The organism is Neobacillus niacini (assembly GCF_036961885.1).
GTDB classification, from domain to species: Bacteria; Bacillota; Bacilli; order Bacillales; family Cytobacillaceae; genus Neobacillus; species Neobacillus niacini_H.
In genome coordinates this window covers 30388-55507 of record NZ_JBALNQ010000027.1, presented here as the reverse complement: position 1 = coordinate 55507, position 25120 = coordinate 30388, and the positions used below count along the sequence as shown (strand labels likewise).

The following is a 25120-nucleotide window of genomic DNA, read 5'->3' as shown; positions in this document are numbered from 1 at the left end:
ATTTTTTAAAAAATAGGGGGAGAAAAATTTGTATACATTTTTAGCGGCTATTGCACTTTTAATTGTTGGCTATTTTACGTATGGGAAATTTATTGAGAAAATGTTTGGTGTAAAAGAAGACCGAGCAACGCCCGCTTATGTCAATAACGATGGCGTTGACTACGTTCCAATGAGTACTTATAAGAACTCATTAATTCAGCTATTAAATATTGCTGGAACGGGACCTGTCTTTGGTCCGATTATGGGTGCACTTTATGGACCAGTTGCTTTTATCTGGATTGTTGTTGGCTGTATTTTTGCAGGGGCCGTTCACGATTATTTAACGGGTATGATATCTATTCGTAACCGCGGTGCCCATTTACCAGAATTAGCAAGTAAGTTTCTAGGAAAAGTTATGAAGCACGTGGTTAATGCCTTTGCTGTTTTATTACTCTTACTCGTGGGTACAGTATTTGTTTCGACCCCAGCAAGTCTGCTTCACGTTTTGATGGATGGAAAAGTTGCATTATCTATTATCATCGTCGCGATTTTTATTTATTATATTGCGGCTACACTGCTTCCAGTTGATAAAATTATTGGACGTCTATATCCTTACTTTGGAGCATTGCTTTTGATCAGTGCTTTAGGCGTTGGAATTGGAATGATTGTAACGGGTGCACCGATTCCTGAATTATCTTTAACAAATTTTCACCCGGCTAATGCTCCGATATTACCTTTGTTGTTTTTCACGATTTCATGTGGTGCATTATCAGGTTTCCATGCAACTCAAACGCCGATTATTTCACGTACTACTCAAAATGAGAAACAAGGACGAAAGATTTTCTACGGCATGATGATCGCAGAAGGTATCATCGCGATGATCTGGGCGGCTGCAGGAATGAGTTTATTTAATGGTTACAATGGATTGAATGATATTTTGGCTGCAGGTGGTCCTGGAGCGGTTGTCAGCCAAGCCTCTACTACTTTACTCGGCGCCATTGGTGGAACACTTGCCGTACTTGGAGTCGTTGTCTTACCAATCACTTCTGGGGATACAGCATTCCGTAGTGCTCGGATGATTATTGCTGAATACTTAAACATTGCACAAAAGAAATTTTCTAGCCGTTTATGGATTGCTACTCCATTATTCGTCATTTCAGCTGTATTAACACAGATCGACTTTAACCTCCTTTGGAGATACTTCAGCTGGGCTAATCAAGCAACAGCTGTTATTGCCCTCTTTGTTGGTGCTATGTACTTGTATATTGCTAAGAAAAACTACTATGTGGCCCTTGTACCCGGATCCTTCATGTTAGTAATGGTGATAACCTATATATTAAACGCTCCTATTGGTTTTGGATTATCGATGAATATTTCTTGGATTGGCGGTTTTATCGGAGCTGGGGTGTTACTTGCATTATTCTTTAATGCAGCCAAAAAAGCTCGCGCAGCTAATCTGCCTCTTGAAGAGGATGTTTCAGGTTGGAAGGCTGCCTAATGGGCTGTTGTAGTCCAGAATATCGTAAGGTTATAAAGGCTCAGGAAGAGAAACTCAATCACAAGGGAAAGGATTCCCTTCCCCTACCTCTAAAAATGCTGATTATTCTGGTAATAATCGGAACGATATCTGCCTATTACTTCTTATAGAAAAAAGTGCACCCAGCGTGCACTTTTTTAATGTAAATAATTCAACATATTCTTTTTTTATTTCTCATAAAATGGACAAGTAAGGTAGTCCGAAGAGGAGGAATGAACGTGGAGGTTATGACTATACATTTGAGGGTCCATTTCAACTATATATCATGAAAAAGCTATTAACCTATTTTTGTTTACTATTTGGAGCCACCCTGCAAGGAGTATCTATGTCTTTATTTTTATTTCCACATTCTATACCATCTGGGGGGGCAGCCGGACTGGCCATCCTCATCAATCATTGGTTCCATATATCCCTTGGGTTTTCATTATGGCTGGCTAATATTGTATTTTTACTTTTCGCCCTGCCCTATTTTGGTTTTACCTGGACATTTCGCACGATTATATCCGTGGCAACCACCTCAATGACCGTCGGGTACATAACCTCACAGTTTCCTCACATTCATATAAATATATTTCTCTGCATGGCGGCAGGAAGTGTTTGTTTTGGATTGGGAGTTGGTTTACTGATTCGAGCTGGGGCTTCTAGCGGCGGGATGGTCATACCAGCATTAATGATTGCCAACTACAAACATTGGAGTCCTGGAAAAGTGATGATGGGGATTAATTTTTTCATTTTTTTATTAACAGCTCTTGTAATCGATTATAAAATTGTCCTATATGCGATTATTTGCCAGTTTATTTCAACGAATATTATTGATTATATTTATGAGTTTAAATTCCATCGAATAAGCTTTTTATCCGTAGCTTGGAGAAAAAGATAAGATGATTCGTTATAGAATCTTCTTATCTTTTAAATACGCTATAATTTTCTCCACCGATTCCTCAATCGTCATGTTATCTGTTTCTATGACAATCTCAGGGCGGCTCGGCTTTTCATATGGAGAAGATATTCCGGTAAACTCAGGAATATCTCCTTTCCTTGCTTTTTTATATAACCCTTTTGGGTCCCTATTTTCACAAACCTGGATAGGGCATTTCAAAAAGATTTCGATAAACTCCTCTGCTTCAAACATGTCACGAACAAGCTTTCTATCCTCTTGAAAAGGTGAAATAAAGGCAGATAAAACAATTTGCCCACTATCGACAAATAACTTGGCGACTTCCCCAATTCTGCGAATATTTTCTTTCCGGTCCGCAGCTGCAAAACTCAAATCGGAATTTAAACCATGACGAATATTATCACCATCTAATACATAACTTCTTAAACCAATTTGAAACAAAGCATGATCTACGGCATTGGCTATAGTGGATTTCCCCGATCCTGATAGTCCAGTAAACCAAAGGACGCAGCTCTTGTGCCCATTTAAAAGGTGGCGATTCTTTTTGGTAACACTTGAATGATGCCAAGTAAGATGATTACCTTTTTTCATTTCCTACACCCTTTGTTATTTCGTAGGTATAAACTTCTTTCATACCTTGAATAAGAATTTCCACTACTTCAGGCCGACTGAATTCTTTTGGCGGCATCTCGCCGTTTTTCAACATGCCTCTCACCTTTGTACCGGATAAAATAACATGATCTTTTGGATCGTGTGGACAGGTTTTTTTAGATGCCATATTTTCACACTTATTACAATAAAAACTATGTTCAAAGAAAAGTGGTTTAATTCCTAGTTCATCTTCTCCAAATGCACTAAAAATTTTTTGTGCATCATAAGTTCCATAATAATTTCCTACTCCTGCATGGTCTCTACCGACAATAAAATGTGTACACCCGAAATTTTTGCGAACTATCGCATGGAATATGGCTTCTCGAGGACCCGCATAACGCATAGCAGCAGGAAAAACAGATAAGAATACCCGGTCCTTTGGATAATAATTTTCAAGTAACGCTTGATAACTTTTCATTCTGATATCACTTGGGATATCATCTGGTTTGGTCTCACCTACGAGCGGATTCAAGAAAAGACCATCAACGGTTTCTAATGCCGTTTTTTGGATGTATTCATGTGCGCGATGAACAGGATTTCGCGTTTGAAAACCCACCACCGTCTTCCAGCCAAGATGATTAAATTGGTCCCTTGTTTGAATTGGATCCAAATAATAACTTTCAAACATATTCTTTTTACTTCTTGTCACCATGGTAATCGGACCAGCGATATAAAGTTCACTTCTATTGAACAGTTTTTTAACACCTGGGTGATTCATGTCAGTTGTTTTATAAACCATTTCGGCTTCTACCATTTTATCGGGTATATAGATTTCCTCCAGTTTCATTACACTATAAACAATTCCATCTTGAATCAAGTTAATCGTTTCCCCAACCCTCAGTTCCATTGCTTTGTTTTTATCTATAGCTAGCGTAATGGGAATGGACCAGGGAAGTCCATTTGAAAGACGCATATTTTGAACAACACTTTCATAATCGGCTTTCCCCATGAAGCCCTCTAGCGGGCTATACGCTCCATTTGCGATTAGCTCTAAATCACTTATTTCTAAATTATCAAGCAAGACAAAAGGACGCGATAAATCTAAGGCTTCATCTAAGTTAATTCGATTTATCAATTTGCTGCCATGTGGTACACTTTTACTCACTATATTCCCTCCTTTACCGCCTAATCAGCAATTTTGTTGCAAAAAAATAAACTTACGACTCATGAAGTCCGCATTCCGTTTTTGATTGTCCAGCCCATCGACCAGCACGTGAATCTCGATTGTCTGAAACAGCCTTGGTACAGGGGGCACATCCAATACTTGGATAACCTTTGTCATGTAGTGGGTTATAGGGCAGCTTATTTATATCAATGTAGGTCATAATATCTTCTGAGGTCCAATGAATAAGGGGGCAAATTTTTACCTTTTGGAATTTATCATCTTTATTAAGGTATTGGGCATTCCTTCTAGTGAGCGATTGCTCCCGCCTTAAACCGGAAATCCATGCCTTTACTTCACCTAAGGCTTCCTTAAGAGGTACAACCTTTCTCATATGGCAGCAAAGATTAGGATTATGCTTCCAAAGTTCTTCCCCATACCATTTCGCTTGATCCTCCAAAGAATGCTGTGGTTTAACCAATTCTATTTTTAGGGAAGGATACCGTTTTTTCACTTTTTCAATTAATTCATATGTTTTTAAAAAATGGAGCTCTGTATCGAGAAAGATAATTTTTGCACTTTTATTTACCTTAGAAATTAAATCAATTAACACTATTCCTTCTGCACCAAAGCTGCAGGCATAAACAATATCATCGTCATATTCACGATAAGCCCATTTTATGACATCCAAAAAATCTGGCTGGCTATTCATGAAAGATGCTATCTTACCTTCATCCCAATTGTCATACATTAACATTTCAGACAATCCTCAGCCCTCCGTTTCTCTACTAACCCGCGGAATTCAATACCAAGGTATGGCATGAATTGTTTAAAACCTCCACCTTATTCATGTTGTTTATATGGCCACATTGTGCGTATGAAAGCAATGCTCTTATCCATGAACCATGACCGAACACTAATATATTTGAAAACTCCTTATATTTACCTAAAAACTGTACAATTCGGTCTTCAAAATTCTTTAAACTTTCACCTAATACCAACCCTTTTGGATTTTCAAACCATGTATCTCCATACTTATCAATCATTTTTGCCTTTGGGATACCTTCAAATGGCCCGAAATCTAGTTCGTCCAACAATCCCTCTGTCTCACATTTATATCCATAAAGCTGAGCAGTTTGGTGGGTCCGTTTTAATGTACTTGCCAAAACGAGGTCAAAGGGGGACAATTCTTCAAGTATCTTCTGATTCTTGTCTATTCCCTTGATTACTTCTTCCGAAACTTGAGAAACACTTATATCCCTTCTGCCTTGAAGCAGGTTTTTTTTATTCCATTCCGTTGGAAGGTGTCTGATCAAAGTAATTTGCATTCATCTTCCTCCAAATAAAAAGTTTCACACCTTAGCCCAAAGCGCTGGGTTTCTAACACTAATACATCTTGAAGCTTCACATTTCCTAAATTAACATTCGTTCCAACTTCATTAATAAAATACATTTGCTGCTTAGGTGTAGGGGCTTCAAAAATGATTTTCTTGCTATCTAAATCCTTAAGTAACTCTTGAATTAAATTTGAGTTTATTAAGCCGCTTTGGTCGTAAATGCCAGAAGTACCTGAATCCCTTCCCTCAGTTATCACGTAGTCACAGCCTGCATTAAGTAAAAGGTTAATTTCTTCCTTCCACTCCGAAATCGGGATTTCCTTATTGGTATCTTTTGACCCCACCTCAGCTATGACATGGAAATCCTGCTGGATTTGTTTAATCAGTTGGAGGCGTTCTTGTAAAGGAATATCCAGTGTTCCATTCGATATTTCAATCAATTCTATACCTAGATTACGTAAAAACGTTAAATATTCAGGAATTTTATTTTGATAAAAACACTTTTCAAACAAGGTTCCACCACAATAAGGTTTGATTTGGTATTCCTTATATAGTTCAATTTTTTTCTCTATGTTCCGTGTTACATAGGCTGAACCGATTCCTATTTTGGCGATATCTATGAGATAGCCATAATCAGATAGTATATTTTTCAACTCACCTAAAGGGGTTCCGAAATCGATCACCGAGGTCAAGCCGTACGTTCTATTTCCTGACGTCCTTTCAGGCAGTTTTAAAAAATCCATAGAAGAAGCGCCTCCTCTTATTTTTCTAGGATAGATTATTCAATTCTTAGGTGAATGTGTAGAATTTAGAGCTATATGGTAGAAATTGGGCATTTGTCTTGCATAAACACTTACGTCATATGTAAACAATAAAAAGGCTTATTCTTAAGGTAAGGGGTGAACATTCAATGGCAAAGCAAAAACATAAAGGCTTGACGATTCTTGCAATCGGTTCTATTCCACTCATCCTTGTGTTAGGGAACTCAATGCTTATTCCCTTACTTCCGAAGATGAAATCAGAACTTGATATTTCTCAATTCCAGGTTAGTTTAGTCATATCAGCATTTTCGATTGCTGCAGCCATTTCTATACCTATATTAGGATATTTATCCGATCGGTTTTCACGAAAAGCGATTATTATCCCTTCCCTCATTCTGTATGGAACAGGCGGTCTCTTAGCAGGTGCTGCTTCCGCTTGGTTCGATAATTCATACACGTGGATCCTCGCAGGGAGAATCATGCAAGGAATGGGTGCTGCGGGAACGGCCCCCATTGCCATGGCATTAACAGGGGATTTATTTAAAGGCGGAGAACAAAGTAAAGTTTTAGGTTTAGTGGAAGCATCCAATGGTTTTGGGAAGGTTATCAGTCCCATCATTGGATCCCTGCTTGCCTTACTCTTTTGGTATGCGGCATTTTTTGCTTTTCCGGTTTTTTGCCTTATTTCTGTTTTGTTGACAATCTTTTTCATTAAAGAAAAAAAATCCAAAAAAGAACCGCCTCCGGTTGGTAAATATGTAAAAGGTCTAGTGTCTGTTTTTAAATCAGAAGGACGCTGGTTATTCGCCGCTTACCTTACTGGAGCAACCTGTTTATTTACCCTTTTTGGTATTTTATTTTACATCTCCGATATATTGGAAAAAGATTATCAAATTGATGGAGTATTAAAAGGGAGTATATTAGCTATACCACTTTTAGTTATGACCATCACATCTTATATAACCGGAAGTAAAATCGGCAAAAAGATGAAGCTAATGAAAACGCTCATCATCTTAGGATTATTATTAATGACAATTTCCTTTGCATCGTTGATTTTCTTCAAGAAATTAGTTCCATTTTTTGCGGTCCTTGCCGTTAGCAGTATTGGTACAGGACTTGTCCTTCCATGTATTAATAGTTTTATTACTGGTTCTGTTCCAACTGACCGAAGGGGATTCGTTACCTCCCTCTATGGATCAGTAAGATTTTTAGGGGTTGCGATTGGTCCCCCCGTGTTTGGTTCCCTTATGGCATGGTCACGCTCAGGAATGTTTTTAGTAACAGCTGGGTTAACCTTGTTAAGCGCTTTGATTTGCATGATTCTTATTCATGTGGCTAAACCAAAACCATCAGAAGAAAATGAAAATGACTCACTGTTTGAAAAATTGCAATTTACCTAAGAGAACTATGCTGGACTAAAGGAGTAGATCAAGTTGCAAATATATTTTTCACCCGAGGTGATAACTCCTCATTATCAGGTATTAAATGTTGTGAATTCAAACAACAAAGCTGTAGGCAACGTTGCATTTCTTTTCGACGAAAAGAAACTTTACGTTTATGGAATCTTAGAGGATGAAGAAGTGGGTGCTGATTTCAAAGATTTAATCACACCTTATGTAAAAGGAATGGCAAAAGCAAAGGAAGGATTAGATATTCTCTCTTGTTTATACGTTGGCTGTAAGAAAATTAAGCTAAAAGAAGAGGAAGAAGAGAAAGAATAGCTAAAGTGGCGGGAGGGTGCAAGAGGCACTCTCTTTTAAATTTGGGTTTGGGCAATAGTAGCAAGGCATTTAACCACTTCATAACTTACTGTTAAGCAGTTAGACAGATATGGAGTGTGTGGCATAATGAGTATTGGTATCATTCTAATGGGGCTATTTATTGGTTTTATGGTTGGTTTGACAGGTGTTGGCGGGGCAGCACTTTTAACACCGATCTTGATATTATTAGGATTTAGTCCATCAATCGCAGTTGGAACAGACCTGATTTATAACTCTATTACCAAGCTTTTTGGTTCCTTTCAACATTGGAGGCAAAAAACCATAAACCTTACATTGGTAAAATATCTTGCAATCGGTAGTATTCCAAGCGCTATTTGTGCTGTTGGAGTACTCCATCTATTTGATTCTTTTTTTCATAACCAGGAAGTGGTAATCAAACATGCTTTAGGGTACGTTTTAATTTTGGTAGCCTTGACTACCTTAATTAAAACATTCGCTAAAAATAAGTTAGAAGAGAACCATTTCCAAAAAAAGCCACTTCATGAAAAACGAATATTAACCATTTTGATTGGTGTAATTTTAGGCTTTATCGTGGGGTTGACTTCTATCGGATCGGGTTCTTTATTTGCTTTAGCCATGCTTTATCTGTTCAGAATGACACCTTCAGAGCTTGTTGGCACAGATATAGCCCATGCATTTTTATTGGTAACCGCCGCTGGATTCATGCATGCTGGAATGGGCAATGTTGATTATTTCTTGGTTTTGAACCTACTAATGGGTTCCATTCCAGGTGTCTTATTAGGTAGTACACTATCATCGAAATTTCCTGCAAAACCATTAAGAACCATTATGGCTATCATGATTTTCATTAGTGGTCTTAAACTCATTTAAAAAACAAAGTGATTACCGTGTTTTTAAATAAAAATGAAAAACCTGTCCTTCTCCTGAAAAACCAATCATACACTTATGTAAGAAATGGTAGTTCAGGAGGTCATTATGTTTATAATTATTGAAAAGGTAGTACTAGGAATGGCTTTTTTACGATTAATATCTGGAAGTATTGAAATATTTGCAGCCATCCTAATGATCAAATTTAATACCATAGAAAAGGCCCTGATGGTTAACTCTTTGCTTGCACTTATTGGTCCAATCATATTAGTTTTGACTACATCTCTTGGGTTAATAGGGCTGGTCGAAAAAATATCGGTCATGAAATTCGTCTGGATTGCGCTTGGGGTTAGTTTTATATTTATCGGTGTAAAATCATCCTAAACACTCTTTAAAGCTTACATAAAAAGCCTTTCACCCTTGGTGATAGGCTTTTTAATTTATTGCCTAGTTCTATCTTGTACCTTTAATATCCTTGCCCGCGTATTTTTTAGTGGAATTGGTGTTCTAGCAAGCATAATTCGAAAATCTTGTGGATTAAAGGGAATAAACGGGTATAAATAGGGGGTATTCATGCTCTTAGTTCTCACAAGCATAATCAGCCACAATGTTATTCCGATAGCAAGACCTGGAACCTTAAGGAGTGCGACCATAATTAAAAAGAATACGCGGAATATTCTATTGGCGAGACTTAATTCATAACTCGGTGTTGCAAAAGTTCCAATTGCCGCAACGGCAACGTAAAGAACTACTTCATGTGTAAAAATCCCTACCTGTACGGCCACTTCTCCTATAATAATCGCTGAAACGATACCAAGTGCTGTAGCGAGTGCATTCGGGGTATGAATGGCAGCCATCCGCAAAATTTCAATCCCCACTTCCGCTATAAGGAACTGCCAGATTAGACCAATCTCTCCATGATCTTTGAGCCCAATAAATTTCCAACGATCCGAAAGTAATTGTTCATTTGTGGCATATGTATACCAAAAAGGTAAAAGAAATAATGAAGCCAAAACCGCAATGAACCGAGCCCATCTTAAAAAAACCCCAACAATTGGTTTTTGGCGATATTCTTCAGCATGCTGCAGATGATGCCAATAGGTAGATGGGCAAATCATTACACTGGGTGACCCATCCACTACAATAAGCACATGACCTTCCATTAAATGAACCGCACTCGTATCGGCTCTTTCTGTGTAGCGTACTAGTGGATAGGGATTATAATTTCGCCCGAATACAAATTCCTCAATGGTTTTTTCCCCCATCGAGACACCATCAACCGATATTTTCTCAAGCTCATTTCTTAACATTTCTACATGGTCAACATTGACTAGGCTATCAATATACACTAAAGCTATATCTGTTTTTGACCGTTGACCTACCTGAATATATTCATTAACGAGAGACCGATCGCGAACACGTCTTCGAATTAATGCCAGATTAAAAACAATGGTTTCTACAAAACCATCGCGCGGACCTCGGACAACACGTTCAATATCAGGCTCTTGAGGAGAACGAATCGGATATTCCCGTGCATCAATCAGAATAACTTGCTCACAGCCTTCAACCACTACAGCAGTCTGACCTGCAAGTACTTGAGCAATAGCTTCTTCTAAATCGTCTGACGTATTAACCTCTATATGAGGAATGAAGGTTTTAAAAAGCTTGTCGATTGGATTATCTGCAAAATCTTCAGGTTTGCGCTTCTCAATTTCCTTCATGATTAACAGCAGGATATTCGCTGTAGCGAAACCATCAATTTGGAACATCCCAAACTTTAATCCACCATACTCTAGAGGACGATGGATGACATCAAAGCTTTTGCCAATCCGTAGTTCTTTTATTAAATACTCAATATTATCTTCAAAGTTTTCTTTAACTGGAATTTGCGTTCCTTTTTTCCCCAAACTTGCCAACTCCTAAAATTTTCATAATGATATTTTGCAGCAATTTTAGGTGTTATATACTAAGATTTGTTTAATCAAAGTAAAAAAGGAAGGTTTCCCCTCCTTTTTATCAAAAAACTATTCGATTAAAAACTTTTCAATTGTCTTTTGTATGTCATTTTCTGAATAAACAAATGAAATTTCACTGCCCTCTTTTAGTGATGGTAATTGCTGTATGGCCTCTTCTTTTAACTGAAATGCTATTTTTTCTCCCTTCATATCTAGCTCAATAGAATGGGGATCGATTTGACCAACGAGCACACCAGATCCTTTAGTGAGTAAAGAATTTTCCACATATAAATCAGTGACTACTTTTGCTTGTTCTTCCTTTGCTCTTAAAAAAACTTCTATTGAATAGCGCCCATTATAAAGGTCAGAAATAATAAACTCGTTTGTTATCTCTTGATTATTTTCAACTATAACATCAATGATAGCCTGCGTGGACATGACTTCATCAGAATATTGTTTGACCTTTTTTCCTTCTTCATCATAAATAATGAAGTCTGCTTGTAAACCACTTGGAAGGGTTAGCTTTTGAGAAGCTCCAGATACATTTTTAACTTTGTAGTTGATCTTTATCGAGTTGTTCTCTTCTTTTGTTTCAATGGAAGGATGAAATTTAGCAGTAATTTCAGTTTGCTTCTCATTTTTTACAGGCTCAGAACTTCCATTTGTATTATTTCCAGTACCACAAGCACTCAATAATCCAACTAATAATACAATCATCAATATTTTAATAGGCATAAATGTAAATCTCCTTTTTTACGAATTACCTTAATAGTCGTAAAAAAGGAGGTTCCCGTTACATGTGTATTTATTTTTTTATAGATATATTTTGAACGTTGTTACAGTCCACCAAGATAGGCTTTTTTAATTTCTTCACTAGCCTGTAATTCTGCTGCTGTTCCTGAAATATCAATCCGACCGGTTTCGATCACGTAGGCACGGTCCGCAACGGATAGTGCCATATTTGCGTTTTGTTCAACTAACAGGATCGTTGTTCCGTCTTGACTGACCTGCTTTATGATTTGAAAAATCGTTTTAACCATTAGTGGAGCTAAGCCCATTGAAGGCTCATCTAGTAAAAGTAGCTTAGGTTTTGCCATAATCGCTCTTCCCATTGCCAGCATTTGCTGTTCTCCACCTGAAAGTGTACCTGATAACTGCTTTCTGCGCTCATGAAGTCTCGGAAAAAGCTCATAAACACGCTGGATGTCGTTTCTAATTTCCTTTTTATCCGTCCTTATATAAGCACCTAATTCAAGATTTTCCTCTACACTCATATTGGCAAATACACGGCGTCCTTCAGGAACATGAGAAATTCCTGCCTTAACAATTGATTGTGGTGCCTTCCCGGAAATTGAACTACCTAAGTACTCGATGGTTCCTGACTTTGGTTTTAGCAGTCCAGACAAGGTTTTCAGCAGTGTACTTTTCCCTGCCCCGTTTGCACCAATCAGTGTAACAATTTCTCCTTCATTTATTTCTAATGATACCCCCTTAAGAGCATGAATATTTCCATAAAAAACATCGATTCCATTCACTTTAAGCATGATCGCTCGAAACCTCCTCTCCAAGGTATGCTTCAATTACTTTTGGATTATTACGAATAGCATTTGGAGTACCTTCTGCAATCAGTTGTCCATGGTCTAATACATAAATTCGTTCACATATTCCCATTACCAGGTTCATATCATGTTCGATTAAAAGGATTGTTAAGTTGAACTGCTTACGAATAAAAGCAATCAATTCCATGAGTTCATGCGTTTCCTGTGGATTCATACCAGCAGCGGGCTCATCGAGTAACAACAATTTTGGACTTGCAGCTAATGCCCTGGCAATTTCCAATCTACGCTGTTGACCATATGGCAAATTCTTTGCTTTTTCATCTTTAAAGCGATCTAATTGAAAAATCTTTAAAAATTCTAATGATTTTTCCTCCATCACCTTTTCTTCGGAAAAATGGGAGGGCAGGCGGAAGATGGAACTAAGAATGGAATGCTTTGCTAAAGAATGATAAGCCACCTTAACATTATCTAAAACAGACAATTCACTAAAAAGACGGATATTTTGAAATGTACGGCTAATTCCTTTCCGGGTAACTTGATATGGCGCAAGACCATTAAGTCTTTTTCCATCGAACGTAATCTCACCCTCAGTCGGTTCATATACACCCGTTAACAAATTAAAGCTTGTCGTTTTCCCTGCACCATTGGGACCGATTAAACCAACTAATTCTCCTTGATTGAGGTCCATAGAAAAGCCTGAAACAGCCTTTAAGCCTCCGAACTGGATCCCAGCATCTTTAACCTGTAATAAAGCTCCCACACTAATTTCCTCCTTTCGCCATTTTCTTTTTACCAAAGAAATCAGTTATTTCTCGAGTACCCATTAACCCCTGTGGACGGTATAACATGACAACAACTAAAACTAGACTGTAAATAATCATCCTTGTCTCAGGGTATTGCTGTAAGTAAGTTGAAATAATTGTTAAAAGAATGGCAGAAATAACGGAACCTGATAAACTTCCAAGTCCTCCTAAAACTACAAAAATTAAAATATCAAATGATTTTAAGAAACCAAAATTAGTTGGTTGGATAATATAAAAATTGTGAGCAAATAATCCCCCGGCGATTCCTGCAAAAAAGGAACCAATGGCGAAAGCAACAACTTTATAGAACGTTGTATTGATCCCCATTGCATCTGCCGCGATTTCATTTTCTCGAATCGCAATACAGGCCCTTCCATGCCGTGAGTTTGTAAAGTTCACGATTACGATAATGGTAATGACAAGACATACAAATGCGCTTGTCCATGTAGTCATATTTGAAACCATCATTCCTGCTGCGCCGCCAACATAGTCAATATTTAAAAAGACAATTCTTATGATTTCTCCGAATCCTAATGTTGCAATAGCGAGATAATCCCCTCGCAGCCTTAAAGTAGGAATACCGACAATCAGACCTGCTAATGTAGCTACAATTCCTCCGATAATAATCGCTAAAACAAAAGGAAGTTCAAATTTCATCGTAATAATCGCTGAAACGTAGGCTCCGACAGCAAGGAATCCTGCATGTCCTATTGAAAATTGACCCGTTATTCCAATTACCAAATGAAGACTGGCTGCTAAGAGAATATTAATAATCATTAGGATCAGCATATTGCTATAAAATGCATTTAATATACCTGTTTGAATTAAGATCTGGCCAACTCCATAAACAACTACAGCTAAAATGAGAAATAGCCAGAATCTAGTTAATTTTTTCATCTGTCTTTCTCACCTACACTTTCTCTCTTGTATTTTTACCAAAGATGCCTGAAGGTCTAAAAATAAGGATTAGGATTAAAATGATAAACGCCGCTGCATCTCGCCATAAGGAGAATCCCAATGCACTTACGATTGATTCCACAACACCTAGTATTAATCCACCAACCATCGCGCCAGGGATAATGCCGATTCCACCTAAAACAGCTGCAACAAACGCCTTTAATCCAGGAATAATCCCCATTAACGGCTCAATTTTTGTATAATAAACCCCGAAAATTACACCTGCTGCCCCCGCTAACGCAGAACCTATTGCAAATGTATAGGAAATGGTTCTGTCTACATTAATACCCATTAAACGAGCAGCATCCATATCGTGTGAGACAGCACGCATTGCCTTACCAATCTTTGTCCGATGAACGATGAATTGTAAAATAATCATAAGTCCAACGGATACGGATAGAATTAATAATGATTGACTGCTAATTTGTGCACCAAACAGATTAAATGTTGTGCTTGGCAAAACGCCGTCAGGATAAGCCTCTGGCTGTGCCCCTCTGGCATAGATAACACCGTATTCAATTAACAGTGACATCCCAATTGCTGTTATTAAGGCAGCAATTCTCGTCGCATTACGAAGGCGTTTATAAGCAATTCTTTCAATTAAAACTCCAAATACTGCACAAAAAGCCATTGACAAAAGTAATGCTGGAAAGAATCCAAGACCCCATCCCTTAATCGCATAAAACCCGACGAACGCACCTACCATAAAAACATCACCATGAGCGAAGTTAATTAATTTTATAATTCCATAAACCATGGTATAGCCTAACGCGATTAAGGCATAGATGCTACCGAGTGAAATTCCGTTTATTAATTGTTGTAGCCACTCCATTGTAATCACTCCTCAAACTCCAGTATTTACTCTTTAGAAAAGTAGAATGGAAGGAGTTCACCCTTCCATTCTACTAGTTTAGTACTTTTAAGGATTTACTTTTGTATTAAACACTTGTTTACCATCAACGTATTCTAAAATAGTTGCTGTTTTAATCGGGTGATGATTTTCATCAATCGATAAAACCCCAGTAATAAGGCTTAGATCTTTAGTTTTGGCTAATTCTGCCTGAATTTTACTTGAATCTGCGCTGCCAGCACGTTTAACTGCATCCGCTAAAAAGTAAACTGTGTCATAGCCAAGTGCATTAAAGGCATTAGGTGCTTCACCTTTGTTCTTGTCTTTAAATGCTGTTACAAACTTTTGCACCTTTTCGTCTGGATCTTCAGATGAGTAATGGTTAATAAGGTAAGTATTATTTAATGCTTCAGCTCCAGCTAAATCAACTAACTTTGGAGAATCCCAGCCATCAGCGCCCACTAATGGGACATCAATACCTAATTCACGGGCTTGTTTTACGATTAATCCTACTTCTTCATAATAGCCGGGGATAAAAATGAATGATGGATTTTTCGCCTTAATACGAGTTAATGTCGCACGGAAATCCGTGTCCTTTGCTACATATGCTTCTTCAGCAACAATTTTACCGCCTGCAGCTTTAAAGGTTTCTTTAAAAGCATCAGATAAACCTTTTGCATAATCACTTGAATTGTCTGCAAAAATTGCAGCATCTTTAATTTTTAATGTATCTAAGGCAAAATTTGCAGCGACCGTTCCTTGAAATGGATCAATAAATGAAGTACGGAAAACGAATGGTCTTACTTTTCCTTTATCATCTACAGTAACAGTTGGGCTTGTTCCACCAGGAGCGATTAGAACTGTTTTTGTATCATTCGCAATCTGTGCTTGAGCTACTGTATTTCCGCTTGTTGCCGCGCCAATAACAGCTGTTACCTTATCCTGACTTGTCAATTTTATGATTCCATTTGTCGCTTCAGCTGCTTCTGATTTGTTATCCACTTTCACGATATCGAACTTCTTGCCATCTACACCGCCACTTTTATTAATCTCATCAACAGCCATTTCAATTCCCTTTGCCATTGATTCACCATAAGAGGCAACATTACCTGAGAGTTCCAAATTCACTCCCAATTTAATAGTATCCGAAGTACCACCTGATGAACTTTCTTTTGCTGCTCCACATCCTGCTAACATTCCAGCAAAGATGGTTGACGCCATAAATACACTTGCTAATTTCTTTTTCATGAAATCTTCCCCCTTTAATTGAATTTTCTGATACTAATACTCGTAGTTTAGTATCTTTCGCTGACCCAAGAATTTTGTTTACTAGCTAAATTAATAACATAAGTTATTGTAGTACTTTTTTTTACATTAGTCTAGTATATTATTTTAATATTTCTGATTTTTATTTCTATTATAAATATTGAAGCGCTTTCTTTGTTTTTAATCAATAAACGATTGGGAATATAAAGATATAAATATTAAAAACTTTACTGGTATATAAAAAAGAGATTTTACTATTATTGTAAACATTCCTGCTACTACATAAAGAAAACATAAAAAAGAAAGAAGACAACTTTCGTCTTCTCTCTTTTTACTCAGAAATACCCTTTACCACTTATGCGCCTTTGCATTTGATCTCAATATAATGTTATGTTGAGATCTTTGTGTTTGTCCATTTACCTGTGTAGTTACACGCTTAGGCCGTGTCCAATTATGATGAAACTTTTGAGACTGTGGATCCAAATTATCTTGATAACTCACAATGAATCACCTCAATAGTTAGGATAGGATACTCTGAAACATGATATTACAGGAATATCAGTTATAGTATTTGATTTGCTCAATATAATAATACCCATAATATTAAGACATGATTCGCTTTTCACCATCTAACTCTTTAATTGGTGCGATATTTTGTGTAAATTCAAGCGTTCCGATGTATTTACCCTTCTCATCCCTAACAGCAAAATAACGAATATATACATATTTATCACGAAATTTAATCCAGAAGTCCTCTGTGTCCTTCCTGCCTGCTTTAAAGTCTGCTAGCAGTTCTTCCACGACGTGCACACTTCTTGGCGGATGACAATTTTGGACAGTCCGTCCAATTACCGCTTTTGTACGAGCAAAGATTCTTTCTTTTCCGTGAGAGAAGTAACGTACTACGTCATCCTGATCAATGAATGTAAGGTCTACAGGTAAATGATTTAACAGCAGTTCTAGCTGTTTTAATGATAATATCCCTGTTTCCATCTTAATGTATCCTTCAGAGATGGCCTTTTCCTCGAACGCATGCCTTTCAGGTTTCCAAACTTCTGTAGGAGCAATGAGACAATATCCAATTTCATCACTTTCACGGGCGATTTTTACCCATTCATCTTCTGTGAAATTGGTAATGGCCATTGGAAAAAGAATGTTTTCTTCTCGATAAATCATCGTAGTTACTTCTTGAATAACAAAATTTAAGACGTCTATGACTGCTTGTTTTTCCCCATTATAGGTAGTTAACTTCTGTCTTGCGTCTTTAATGGCATCACGAATAAAATCATTTATCCGCCACATGTTCGTAGTGGGCCCGTAGATGCCATACGTTTCTAAATAGGGGAAAATTAAATTTTCTTTCCGACTATAGTGCTTATCGATATCGAGAAGTAGATTGATGTCTTCTATAAGCTTAAACACATTTTCAGGATCATCAGATTGTACAAATTCCACTAAATGCCCTTTTAGTTGGACATTAACGAGCTTATCAAGCTCTTTGTTTTCTAAAATAAATGTGTGGATTGGATGACCTGGCTGCTGCTCAGGCTTATTTGTTTTTTCTATTTCTTCTATAGAGCCTTTGAATATTTCTGTGTGCTTTGCATGTAAATGATGTATTTCCTCTATTGTAAGGTCTCCGAAATCATGTTGCAGCTGTGAAATTTCGTCTATAGTAATTTTCCCAATAAAAGCATCAAAATGTGCTTTTACCTCTGCGACATTTTTTCCATCATGAAGGTCTTTAAAAATTTGTTTTAAGATTTCTTGGCGTTTCGTTGGATTATTTGTTACCTGTTCCCGATTATTAATAATTTCACTCATAGTTATTCTCCTCTTCTATCATGCTTTGGCTAATCAGTAATGATAATTAATCTCATACACATAAAATAACACCTTTTATTTAGCCTGTTTGTGATTAACATCATTGTTATAGAAATAACTTTGAAATTGTGATAAATTTAAGAACAAATATTTCTGTAAGAAGTACCATAGATTTTAAAAGGAAAAGCGGACCCCCTTGGGATCCGCTTTTAGAATATATTATAATGTTGTAATGATGGGTCCATTTTTTGTAAGGATAATTGTATGTTCATACTGGGCTACGTAACTTTCCTCGGTCACATAGGTCCAGTCATCGCCTTCAACTTGAAATACTTCCTCTTCTTTCGTTGAGATAAATGGTTCAAATGCGATAACCATACCTTCCTTAAGTAATTCGTCATCCCAGGTGTCATGGTAATTATAAATATGGTCTGGTGCTTCATGGATTCTTCGACCAATTCCATGTCCTGTTAAATTCATAATTACCGTTAAGCCATGCTGACGAGCCGTTTGGATGACAGCTTTTCCAAGTCCGCTTTTCTTTGAACCAGGTTTTGCCTTTTTAAGACCTGCTTCAAATGCTAATTTAGCAACATCACAAATTTTAGTTAAAATCTCTTCCCCTTTGCCTACAACAATAGAGATACCTGTATCCGCGAAATAGCCATTCTTAGAACCAGAGACATCGATATTGACAATGTCACCTTCTTTTATGACCCTTTTACCAGGAATGCCATGAGCTACTTCTTCATTGATACTTATGCATGTGTAACCAGGAAAATCATATTCACCCTTTGGAGCAGATATCGCCCCTGCCTTTTCAAAAAGTTCACCTGCAATATCGTCAAGTTCCTTTGTTGTGATCCCAGGTACCGTTCGTTGTACCAATTCATCTCTAATCTCGGCGCATATTTTGCCAATTTCCTTTAACGCATTAATTTCTTCTTCTGTTTTTGCTATCATGTGTTTTCCCTACTTATCATTTATTTATCGTTATAACTTTCCATTCTTATATTTTAGGCTTACTTATTATAAAATTTCAAGTATGTTTCCTTTTGGATGTACGACCCATTTACCAAAATTACTATTCTTCTTGATTCCAGTGTGCAGGCACCTCTAGCGACGGAGGCAGTTTTGTAAATTTATTCCCTTTCGATGCGTTTACTTGTGCTTGGGTAAGAAAAATACTACCAGTAAGATTAGCACCACTGATATCTGCATCTCTAAAATCTGCACCTATCAAATCACTCCAGCGAAGATCCGCATTTCTAAGGTCAGCAGCTATAAGTAAGGCGCCTCTTAGGTTTGCTCCTTTTAGATCTGCCCCTTTCAACTTTGCACCTAAATAGTCCATTCGCCGACGGGGATTTTTTTGTTTAATGCTGACTTGATCACGTACCAATTCACTTATAAGAATTAATAACCTATTTACATTTGCTCTATGACCAGAAACATCAATTGTCATGATAATTTCAGGAGTTTGGGAGGTAAGCAATTCGGTCTCTTCAATCATTAACTGTATATCTGTATGAATCGACTTTACAGCTTCTATCGTAAGTGCCTCATTTAAATACCATAGCATCTCATGAAGCTGCTGCATAATCGGGTATACGTCAAACATCTCCTGAGCAATATCTTTGTTTGAGCGCCAATCTTTTCCACTATAGGTGACTTGAGATACCTTTTGACCAGCGCCAAAGCATTCATAAGCGGAACAGCCTCGAAACCCATTATAACGAAGGTCTGTATGGATACTGCAAAGATAGTTAGATTGTAAATTTTGACATGGAGTACCTACGTCTTTATTAAATGGGAAGTCTGCCGATTTTGCATATGGTAAGGCAACGCAGCATAACCCAAAACAATTTTCACAGTCCGCACGTAAGTGACGTAATCGATTTTCGTCTAACGATTTTGAATTAGACAATTTGAAACACTTCCTTTTTAATAAGACTGTTTGGAGCAAATTCACTTATATAATATTAACATGAATATAAAAAAACGTCTTTTCTTCATTCATATATGTTCTTGTCCATTTATTCCAGGGAGTATTAGACAACAATTGCGCTATAGTAGTCGTGCATATTTTCATTAGCCACTGCATACTGTTTTAAGAATGGAAAGGAGAGTCACACCTATGCCCAAAGAGGAAGTTATAAAAAAAATAGACAGTATTACTCATCCAAAGGTCCGGAATATTGTTAGAATATGTGTGGAACAGGGCTGTCGGTTTAAACCACATCCAAGTAATCCTAATTTAGTGAACTTATTTGACCCCGCCCGACGAAAAAACATTATCGGTGATATAAATCCTTCAAGTCCTAGGGGATATTTCACACTTGAAGTAGAAAATGGACGTTTCAAGTCCTTTAGAAACGAAATCATCGGATTAGACATAGATCAAGCTGGGTTCGAAGAAAGCGTACTAAAACGATTGAAACGTTAGTTCAAATTATTAAACTTAATATAAACCTAAAAAACGCTTGGATCTACAAATCCAAGCGTTTTTTCATAATGATGGTAGGTAGAAAATCAAGCTGGCAGTAAAAAAGCTCAATCCTTGGTAATTAGGATTGAGCTTGGAATTTAAACGGTAGCTTTTATTTGCCCACCATCAACTTGCAAGGAGGCTCCAGTAATGAAGGAGGCTTTTTCCGATGCTAAAAAAGTGACAGCATTTGCAATTTCCTGCGCCGTACCATACCTGCCTAATGGAATTTCCTCTGCAATTTCTTCCTTGATTACTTCGACAGGAACACCACGCTGTACAGCTAATCGTTTAGTAATTTCCTTAGAACGATCAGTCCAAGTCGGCCCTGGCAGTACTTGATTTACGAGTATATTATCCTTTGCTAGTTCATTTGAAAGATGTTTAGATAATCCTGAAACAGCACTTCTGGCCATTGTTGAAATCACACCACTTTTTCGCGGCTGCTTTACCCATGTTGAAGTCATGAAAATGATACGTCCCCAATGATTTTCTCTCATCTTCGGAATAACTCTTTCAGTCATTTTTAGAACTGGAAAAAGCATCATATCGATACCACTTTTCCAATCCTCAAAACCAGTATCGACAAAATCAGATGTTTTTGGACCACCTGTGTTACAAATTAAAATATCCACTTGGCCAAAATGATCGAGAACCCGGTCCATCAGTTGGTCGACATCTTCTGGCTTTGATAAATCAGCAGGTACATAAAAAACATCATGTTTTCCATGTTGGGATAGTTCTTCAGCTGCCTTTTTAATACTTTCTTCACTTCTAGAACTAATCGCCACACGTGCTCCTTCTTCTAACATCGCCTCTGCCACTGCATACCCTAGCCCCTTACTAGCTGCCGTTACAAGAACTACTTTACCATCTATTCCTAAATCCATTGCAAACCTCTCCTATCAATGATCAATCTCTGTCCAGTTATATACATCAGGACGGCGCTGCGATAGGGTGGGTACCCTTTTCCTGACATCCTCCACCAAATCCAAATCAAGCTCAACGGTTACAACTCCATCTTTGTCTGAGATTTGCGCAATCATTAATCCCCATGGGTCAATGGCCATACTTCGACCGTAGCTCCATTCCTCATGCGGAGGAAATTTCCCATGTGTAGCAGGTGCGACCATATAAACTTGGTTTTCGATTGCTCTAGCTCGTAATAGCGTTTCCCAATGATCCTTTCCTGTGTGGAGCATAAATATCGCTGGCACAAAGATCACTTTAGCGCCTTTTAAAGCAAGAATGCGGAACATTTCTGGAAAACGAATATCAAAACAAACACTTAGGCCGACTGGAACTCCTTTAATGTTTGTAACGACAATCCTATCACCGGCTTCTTCTACTTGGCTGCCTGCATAGGTTCTGCCGCCAACTTGAGCGTTAAAAGTGTGTATCTTATCATAAACGTCTTGAATCTCACCATCTGAATTGATCACGCAGCAACTATTTCTTAGTTTTTCTTCATTGTTAACCCGAAGCTTAATCGTACCTGCAATAATATAAGTGCCAAGCGCACGAGCAACTTCTCTTAATTTCGTAATGGTCGGCCCATCAATGGTTTCCGCTTTTTCAAAAAACTCTTTCTTTGTCCCCATAAAATGAAAGTTTTCAGGGAGAACAATGACATCAGGATTGCTTCTAGCGGCATCTTTAATTAGTTCAATCGCTTTTTCAACATTAACATCAACATCATTGGTCACCTGCATTTGAACCATAGAGACTTTTAATCTATTCGTCATGTTATCAGCCCTTAAATAAGTTTTAGACTCGGTTCCACAATCGTTCCTTCTTTAATAATCTCTTTTCCATCTAGTTCGATGGAGCAGCTGCGCATCGGGATATCATAATGGCACTTCGTAAACCGCTTGACATGAGCATTCGGGCCAGTGGACCACATGAAATTCCCAGCAAAAGCACGCGCATCCATCCCATATGTTTCATTTCCATAAAAGCTCATTGCTTCCCATAGGGCATTTTCATCTAATCCCCAGCCAAAATGGGAAGTGCCATACACTTCTTTATCCTTCCATGACTCAAAGTATTGTTTGAATAATAAAACATCAAGACCTTCACCTTTGATATCCGTAATAAATCCATTTTTAATGGTGATATCAATTGGTGATTGAACATAGCGGTTCAGTGGTAATAAGATATCTCCTACATCTAACACGATTCGTCCATTCACGCTTTCTTCAATTGGGTAAAAAGCAGCGAATCCACCAGCAAAATGATCCCATCTTCCCGGCTTGTCGGTATAGCCATATTGGCCAATAATCGGTGTGTTACTTGCAAGTCTAACCGATATATCAGTACCTGCTGCAGAGGTAACCCTCATTGACTCCGATTGTTTCAGCATATCCATGCTTGTTTCCACACGCTTTCGCAATGATTCCCTAGGAAACATTCTTTCAAGAATTTCAGCTTTTTCCCAAACCATCAACATCCTAGCTCCATTACCCAAGGTAACAGCTCTAGCTTTTGTGTGCACAAGACCTTCAGCTGTCACATCCACTACCATGTCTGCTTTTCTTAATGTTTCCATGGCTTGAGGAACGGAATCTATAAAAATATCAATATCCTGTGTTTGTCGTCCACTATACGGAAGATGTGCATGTCGAATTCCTGGGAACTGAAGATTCATTCCATGTGCACCTAAGGATTCAATTGCAGCGAGAAAAGCATCAACATAGCCTTCACGTGATTCCGGCTGACTGGCTACGACCACAAATTCCCCTTCTTTTACATCGCAAAGAATTAATTCGTCTCTAAACAACTTTGTTAATTGTGTAAAATTTGTAAGCATTGCAAACACTCCCTCGAAAATTTTGACTCCACCTTATTACTGGAGGTTAAATAGATTGATCAATTGGAATTGTATTTTGTGCAGACTTAAATTGGCACATTTTATTGCATTTCGTCTCGGTTGCACAGGCAGTAGACGAAATCCAATTATCCCCGTGAAATGGGCATAGAACAAAATCACTTTTATGTTCCGTCTCCCCTGTAACAAAGCAAGTCATCGTCTCTGTCTCAACCATTGGAACTTCAGGAATCCGTTTAAAGTACTGCTGTATCGTTTTTTCTTTCCCAAGAACAGCAGCAAGCGTTACTGGAAAAATAAAAGCTAATAGTAAACTTACAAACACAGATGTTGCTCGTAGTACATCACCCCAAACACCCATCGTTGCCATCATTCCAATAATGATGGGAATGATTAATGAAGTAAAACCGATCCAATTGATATTCGGAAGGTATGCACGGCGGAATTCCGACCAGTTAGGTATTTTATAAAGTGGACGGACTAACAGCGACTCTCCAAATGTAGAGCCAACCCAAGACGCAAAGACTACACCTGCAAAAGTAGCAATCGTTGAAAAGTATTGTAAAAATGAACTAACAACCATGATAAAGCCTAACAGTACAAATGGAATTAAAAGCCAGGATCGCATATAGCTTTTCTTGGTGATTTGCGCCAGGACATTATCAAAGGCTAACGTTCCTAAATACATATTCATCACATTTCCACGTAACTGTGTAACAAATACTAGTAACAGCCCTAATGGTCCCAACACCCAGACAAATGTCACGCCTGGATCTGGATTCACACCGTTTGATGAGGCAAGAAAGAAAATACCCATGGCACCAATTAAAAATGAATTAATAACAGAGTTAATGACGACCTGGAGGACAGCAATTTTTTTCCGTTCACTGCGACGGGTCATCCTTGTAATATCAGTGGAAGCGAAAATATTCATAAATCCAAATGCACCCATCCAGGCACCTGTAGCACCTATAATCGTCATCCAGGACGCAGGGACATTATTTGGATTTAACTTCCACCATTCACCTGCAAATGCTGCATTGGTTAGTTCAGACCAACCACTAAAAAGCCCCATAAAAACAAGTGCAATTCCAATAACATAGAGGAAAAAGGTAACTGTTTGAAGCTTTGCAATCCATACCATTCCGTAAATACCTAATGGAATAAACACTGCAATAATGAGTAATGCAACCAGCCAATATGGTACTGATGGCAAATATTCTGCCAAAGATCCAGCAATTACTGAGGTTTCGAGTGAAAAAAGAATGACTAAATAGATTCCAACAAATAAAGTATTAAGAACTGAACCGAAATACCCATATGTGGAGCGACTCATTAGATCTTTACCGATTCCCTCATTTGCAGACTTCAACGATGTATAGTACACCCCGAAACCAACTAAAACCATTGAGATGAGAAAGCCTATCATGACAGAAAATGCTCCGAAAGCTAGAGTTAATAATGCCCCTGTTAACGGGTAGGCAATCGCTGTGGATAGACCCATCCAGCTCCAGGCGCTGCTCATCGCGCTAAATCTCCAATCACCTGGTACTCTAAGCGTGCCATAGTCATCCTTTTCACTTGAAGAATCCTGTCTTCGTTCCATATCTCTCGTATCAAAAAAAAGACTCTCTGAATGGTTTGCTAAATCCTTGATATCTCGATTTGCCATCGATTATCCTCCCATTATTTTAAATATTTTGGGTTAAACATTTCC

27 protein-coding genes are annotated in these 25120 nt (G+C 37.9%); 7 read left to right on the top strand and 20 right to left on the bottom strand.

Going from position 1 to position 25120, the window contains the following annotated elements:
* The first annotated feature begins 28 nt into the window (after positions 1–28).
* The gene (locus V7124_RS12680; protein WP_335489526.1) at positions 29–1477 is read left to right on the top strand and encodes a carbon starvation CstA family protein; all 1449 of its coding nucleotides are present in this window, start codon (positions 29–31) and stop codon (positions 1475–1477) included.
* 304 nt (positions 1478–1781) lie between these two features.
* On the top strand, positions 1782–2396 hold the full coding sequence (locus V7124_RS12675) for a YitT family protein (RefSeq protein WP_335418126.1): 615 nt from the start codon (positions 1782–1784) through the stop codon (positions 2394–2396).
* Between the two features lie 9 nt (positions 2397–2405).
* Here the strand turns inward: V7124_RS12675 and cysC are convergent, their stop codons facing one another.
* The 5 genes from cysC to V7124_RS12650 are packed head-to-tail and all read right to left on the bottom strand — an operon-like array spanning position 2406 to position 6247.
* On the bottom strand, positions 2406–3005 hold the full coding sequence (gene cysC / locus V7124_RS12670; protein WP_335489524.1) for an adenylyl-sulfate kinase: 600 nt from the start codon (positions 3003–3005) through the stop codon (positions 2406–2408).
* Positions 2992–4170 carry a sulfate adenylyltransferase gene (gene sat, locus V7124_RS12665; protein ID WP_335489521.1) on the bottom strand — a complete coding sequence of 393 codons (1179 nt, stop codon included), beginning with the start codon at positions 4168–4170 and terminating at the stop codon, positions 2992–2994. Before sat ends, cysC begins: the two co-directional genes overlap by 14 nt.
* Before the next feature lie 52 nt (positions 4171–4222).
* Positions 4223–4924, bottom strand: coding sequence for a phosphoadenylyl-sulfate reductase (locus V7124_RS12660; protein WP_420489561.1), 702 nt, complete (start codon positions 4922–4924; stop codon positions 4223–4225).
* A 31-nt stretch (positions 4925–4955) separates the two neighbouring features.
* Positions 4956–5495, bottom strand: a complete 540-nt coding sequence (locus V7124_RS12655; protein ID WP_335418135.1) for a histidine phosphatase family protein — start codon at positions 5493–5495, stop codon at positions 4956–4958.
* Positions 5480–6247: a phosphosulfolactate synthase gene (locus V7124_RS12650; RefSeq protein ID WP_335418138.1), complete on the bottom strand. Its 768-nt coding sequence runs from the start codon at positions 6245–6247 to the stop codon at positions 5480–5482. Before V7124_RS12650 ends, V7124_RS12655 begins: the two co-directional genes overlap by 16 nt.
* Positions 6248–6414: 167 nt before the next feature.
* Here V7124_RS12650 and V7124_RS12645 point away from each other — a divergent pair, with 167 nt between their 5' ends.
* The 4 genes from V7124_RS12645 (at position 6415) to V7124_RS12630 (ending at position 9258) form a co-directional block, all read left to right on the top strand.
* Entirely contained in the window at positions 6415–7665 is a 1251-nt protein-coding gene (locus tag V7124_RS12645) for an MFS transporter (RefSeq protein ID WP_335418141.1), read from the top strand.
* A gap of 33 nt (positions 7666–7698) precedes the next feature.
* A complete protein-coding gene (locus tag V7124_RS12640; protein WP_335418144.1) occupies positions 7699–7986 on the top strand; it encodes a hypothetical protein in 288 nt (95 codons plus the stop codon).
* A 126-nt stretch (positions 7987–8112) separates the two neighbouring features.
* Positions 8113–8877 (top strand): sulfite exporter TauE/SafE family protein, encoded by a 765-nt coding sequence (locus V7124_RS12635; protein WP_335489518.1) that lies wholly within the window; start codon positions 8113–8115, stop codon positions 8875–8877.
* Between the two features lie 105 nt (positions 8878–8982).
* Positions 8983–9258: a YqhV family protein gene (locus V7124_RS12630; protein WP_335418150.1), complete on the top strand. Its 276-nt coding sequence runs from the start codon at positions 8983–8985 to the stop codon at positions 9256–9258.
* A 56-nt stretch (positions 9259–9314) separates the two neighbouring features.
* On the opposite strand, the gene V7124_RS12625 is transcribed toward V7124_RS12630, so the two are convergent.
* The 11 genes from V7124_RS12625 to V7124_RS12575 form a co-directional block, all read right to left on the bottom strand.
* Positions 9315–10781 carry a spore germination protein gene (locus V7124_RS12625; RefSeq protein WP_335489515.1) on the bottom strand — a complete coding sequence of 489 codons (1467 nt, stop codon included), beginning with the start codon at positions 10779–10781 and terminating at the stop codon, positions 9315–9317.
* A gap of 117 nt (positions 10782–10898) precedes the next feature.
* Complete coding sequence (locus V7124_RS12620) at positions 10899–11564, bottom strand: BsuPI-related putative proteinase inhibitor (RefSeq protein WP_335418158.1); 666 nt, start codon at positions 11562–11564, stop codon at positions 10899–10901.
* A 101-nt stretch (positions 11565–11665) separates the two neighbouring features.
* Entirely contained in the window at positions 11666–12373 is a 708-nt protein-coding gene (locus V7124_RS12615; protein ID WP_335418162.1) for an ABC transporter ATP-binding protein, read from the bottom strand.
* Positions 12366–13148 (bottom strand): ABC transporter ATP-binding protein, encoded by a 783-nt coding sequence (locus V7124_RS12610; protein ID WP_420489560.1) that lies wholly within the window; start codon positions 13146–13148, stop codon positions 12366–12368. The genes V7124_RS12615 and V7124_RS12610 overlap by 8 nt, the downstream gene beginning before the upstream one ends.
* A 1-nt stretch (position 13149) precedes the next feature.
* Positions 13150–14088, bottom strand: a complete 939-nt coding sequence (locus V7124_RS12605; protein WP_335418165.1) for a branched-chain amino acid ABC transporter permease — start codon at positions 14086–14088, stop codon at positions 13150–13152.
* Between the two features lie 13 nt (positions 14089–14101).
* Positions 14102–14980 (bottom strand): branched-chain amino acid ABC transporter permease, encoded by an 879-nt coding sequence (locus tag V7124_RS12600; RefSeq protein ID WP_335418167.1) that lies wholly within the window; start codon positions 14978–14980, stop codon positions 14102–14104.
* A gap of 87 nt (positions 14981–15067) precedes the next feature.
* The gene (locus V7124_RS12595; protein WP_335489512.1) at positions 15068–16246 is read right to left on the bottom strand and encodes an ABC transporter substrate-binding protein; all 1179 of its coding nucleotides are present in this window, start codon (positions 16244–16246) and stop codon (positions 15068–15070) included.
* A 366-nt stretch (positions 16247–16612) separates the two neighbouring features.
* On the bottom strand, positions 16613–16765 hold the full coding sequence (locus tag V7124_RS12590) for a YpzG family protein (RefSeq protein ID WP_090765533.1): 153 nt from the start codon (positions 16763–16765) through the stop codon (positions 16613–16615).
* Positions 16766–16867: 102 nt separating this feature from the next.
* Entirely contained in the window at positions 16868–18088 is a 1221-nt protein-coding gene (locus V7124_RS12585; protein ID WP_335419414.1) for a DUF438 domain-containing protein, read from the bottom strand.
* A 219-nt stretch (positions 18089–18307) separates the two neighbouring features.
* The gene (map, locus tag V7124_RS12580) at positions 18308–19051 is read right to left on the bottom strand and encodes a type I methionyl aminopeptidase (RefSeq protein WP_335412959.1); all 744 of its coding nucleotides are present in this window, start codon (positions 19049–19051) and stop codon (positions 18308–18310) included.
* A 121-nt stretch (positions 19052–19172) separates the two neighbouring features.
* Positions 19173–20015 carry a pentapeptide repeat-containing protein gene (locus V7124_RS12575; RefSeq protein ID WP_335489509.1) on the bottom strand — a complete coding sequence of 281 codons (843 nt, stop codon included), beginning with the start codon at positions 20013–20015 and terminating at the stop codon, positions 19173–19175.
* Between the two features lie 210 nt (positions 20016–20225).
* Between V7124_RS12575 and V7124_RS12570 the strand changes: the two genes are divergently transcribed.
* Complete coding sequence (locus V7124_RS12570) at positions 20226–20534, top strand: hypothetical protein (RefSeq protein ID WP_335412957.1); 309 nt, start codon at positions 20226–20228, stop codon at positions 20532–20534.
* 140 nt (positions 20535–20674) lie between these two features.
* Here V7124_RS12570 and V7124_RS12565 read toward each other — a convergent pair whose 3' ends face one another.
* From V7124_RS12565 to V7124_RS12550, 4 genes are read right to left on the bottom strand one after another with little or no spacing between them, the layout of a single operon-like run.
* Positions 20675–21466 carry an SDR family oxidoreductase gene (locus V7124_RS12565; RefSeq protein ID WP_335489506.1) on the bottom strand — a complete coding sequence of 264 codons (792 nt, stop codon included), beginning with the start codon at positions 21464–21466 and terminating at the stop codon, positions 20675–20677.
* Positions 21467–21481: 15 nt separating this feature from the next.
* Positions 21482–22321 carry a carbon-nitrogen hydrolase family protein gene (locus V7124_RS12560; protein WP_335489503.1) on the bottom strand — a complete coding sequence of 280 codons (840 nt, stop codon included), beginning with the start codon at positions 22319–22321 and terminating at the stop codon, positions 21482–21484.
* Between the two features lie 11 nt (positions 22322–22332).
* Positions 22333–23385, bottom strand: coding sequence for a leucyl aminopeptidase (locus V7124_RS12555; protein WP_335489501.1), 1053 nt, complete (start codon positions 23383–23385; stop codon positions 22333–22335).
* A 46-nt stretch (positions 23386–23431) separates the two neighbouring features.
* Positions 23432–25075 (bottom strand): purine-cytosine permease family protein, encoded by a 1644-nt coding sequence (locus V7124_RS12550; protein ID WP_335412949.1) that lies wholly within the window; start codon positions 25073–25075, stop codon positions 23432–23434.
* Between the last annotated feature and the right edge of the window lie 45 nt (positions 25076–25120).

What these genes read in the sequence shown, in the direction of transcription:
- map (WP_335412959.1), bottom strand. Translation starts at nt 19,051, where the DNA reads ATGATAGCAAAAACAGAAGAAGAAATTAATGCGTTAAAGGAAATTGGC.
- V7124_RS12650 (WP_335418138.1), bottom strand. Translation starts at nt 6,247, where the DNA reads ATGGATTTTTTAAAACTGCCTGAAAGGACGTCAGGAAATAGAACGTAC.
- V7124_RS12560 (WP_335489503.1), bottom strand. Translation starts at nt 22,321, where the DNA reads ATGACGAATAGATTAAAAGTCTCTATGGTTCAAATGCAGGTGACCAAT.
- V7124_RS12630 (WP_335418150.1), top strand. Translation starts at nt 8,983, where the DNA reads ATGTTTATAATTATTGAAAAGGTAGTACTAGGAATGGCTTTTTTACGA.
- V7124_RS12655 (WP_335418135.1), bottom strand. Translation starts at nt 5,495, where the DNA reads ATGCAAATTACTTTGATCAGACACCTTCCAACGGAATGGAATAAAAAA.
- V7124_RS12570 (WP_335412957.1), top strand. Translation starts at nt 20,226, where the DNA reads ATGCCCAAAGAGGAAGTTATAAAAAAAATAGACAGTATTACTCATCCA.
- V7124_RS12555 (WP_335489501.1), bottom strand. Translation starts at nt 23,385, where the DNA reads ATGCTTACAAATTTTACACAATTAACAAAGTTGTTTAGAGACGAATTA.
- V7124_RS12595 (WP_335489512.1), bottom strand. Translation starts at nt 16,246, where the DNA reads ATGAAAAAGAAATTAGCAAGTGTATTTATGGCGTCAACCATCTTTGCT.
- V7124_RS12565 (WP_335489506.1), bottom strand. Translation starts at nt 21,466, where the DNA reads ATGGATTTAGGAATAGATGGTAAAGTAGTTCTTGTAACGGCAGCTAGT.
- V7124_RS12585 (WP_335419414.1), bottom strand. Translation starts at nt 18,088, where the DNA reads ATGAGTGAAATTATTAATAATCGGGAACAGGTAACAAATAATCCAACG.
- V7124_RS12615 (WP_335418162.1), bottom strand. Translation starts at nt 12,373, where the DNA reads ATGCTTAAAGTGAATGGAATCGATGTTTTTTATGGAAATATTCATGCT.
- V7124_RS12605 (WP_335418165.1), bottom strand. Translation starts at nt 14,088, where the DNA reads ATGAAAAAATTAACTAGATTCTGGCTATTTCTCATTTTAGCTGTAGTT.
- V7124_RS12620 (WP_335418158.1), bottom strand. Translation starts at nt 11,564, where the DNA reads ATGCCTATTAAAATATTGATGATTGTATTATTAGTTGGATTATTGAGT.
- V7124_RS12675 (WP_335418126.1), top strand. Translation starts at nt 1,782, where the DNA reads ATGAAAAAGCTATTAACCTATTTTTGTTTACTATTTGGAGCCACCCTG.
- V7124_RS12660 (WP_420489561.1), bottom strand. Translation starts at nt 4,924, where the DNA reads ATGTTAATGTATGACAATTGGGATGAAGGTAAGATAGCATCTTTCATG.
- V7124_RS12635 (WP_335489518.1), top strand. Translation starts at nt 8,113, where the DNA reads ATGAGTATTGGTATCATTCTAATGGGGCTATTTATTGGTTTTATGGTT.
- V7124_RS12550 (WP_335412949.1), bottom strand. Translation starts at nt 25,075, where the DNA reads ATGGCAAATCGAGATATCAAGGATTTAGCAAACCATTCAGAGAGTCTT.
- cysC (WP_335489524.1), bottom strand. Translation starts at nt 3,005, where the DNA reads ATGAAAAAAGGTAATCATCTTACTTGGCATCATTCAAGTGTTACCAAA.
- V7124_RS12645 (WP_335418141.1), top strand. Translation starts at nt 6,415, where the DNA reads ATGGCAAAGCAAAAACATAAAGGCTTGACGATTCTTGCAATCGGTTCT.
- V7124_RS12600 (WP_335418167.1), bottom strand. Translation starts at nt 14,980, where the DNA reads ATGGAGTGGCTACAACAATTAATAAACGGAATTTCACTCGGTAGCATC.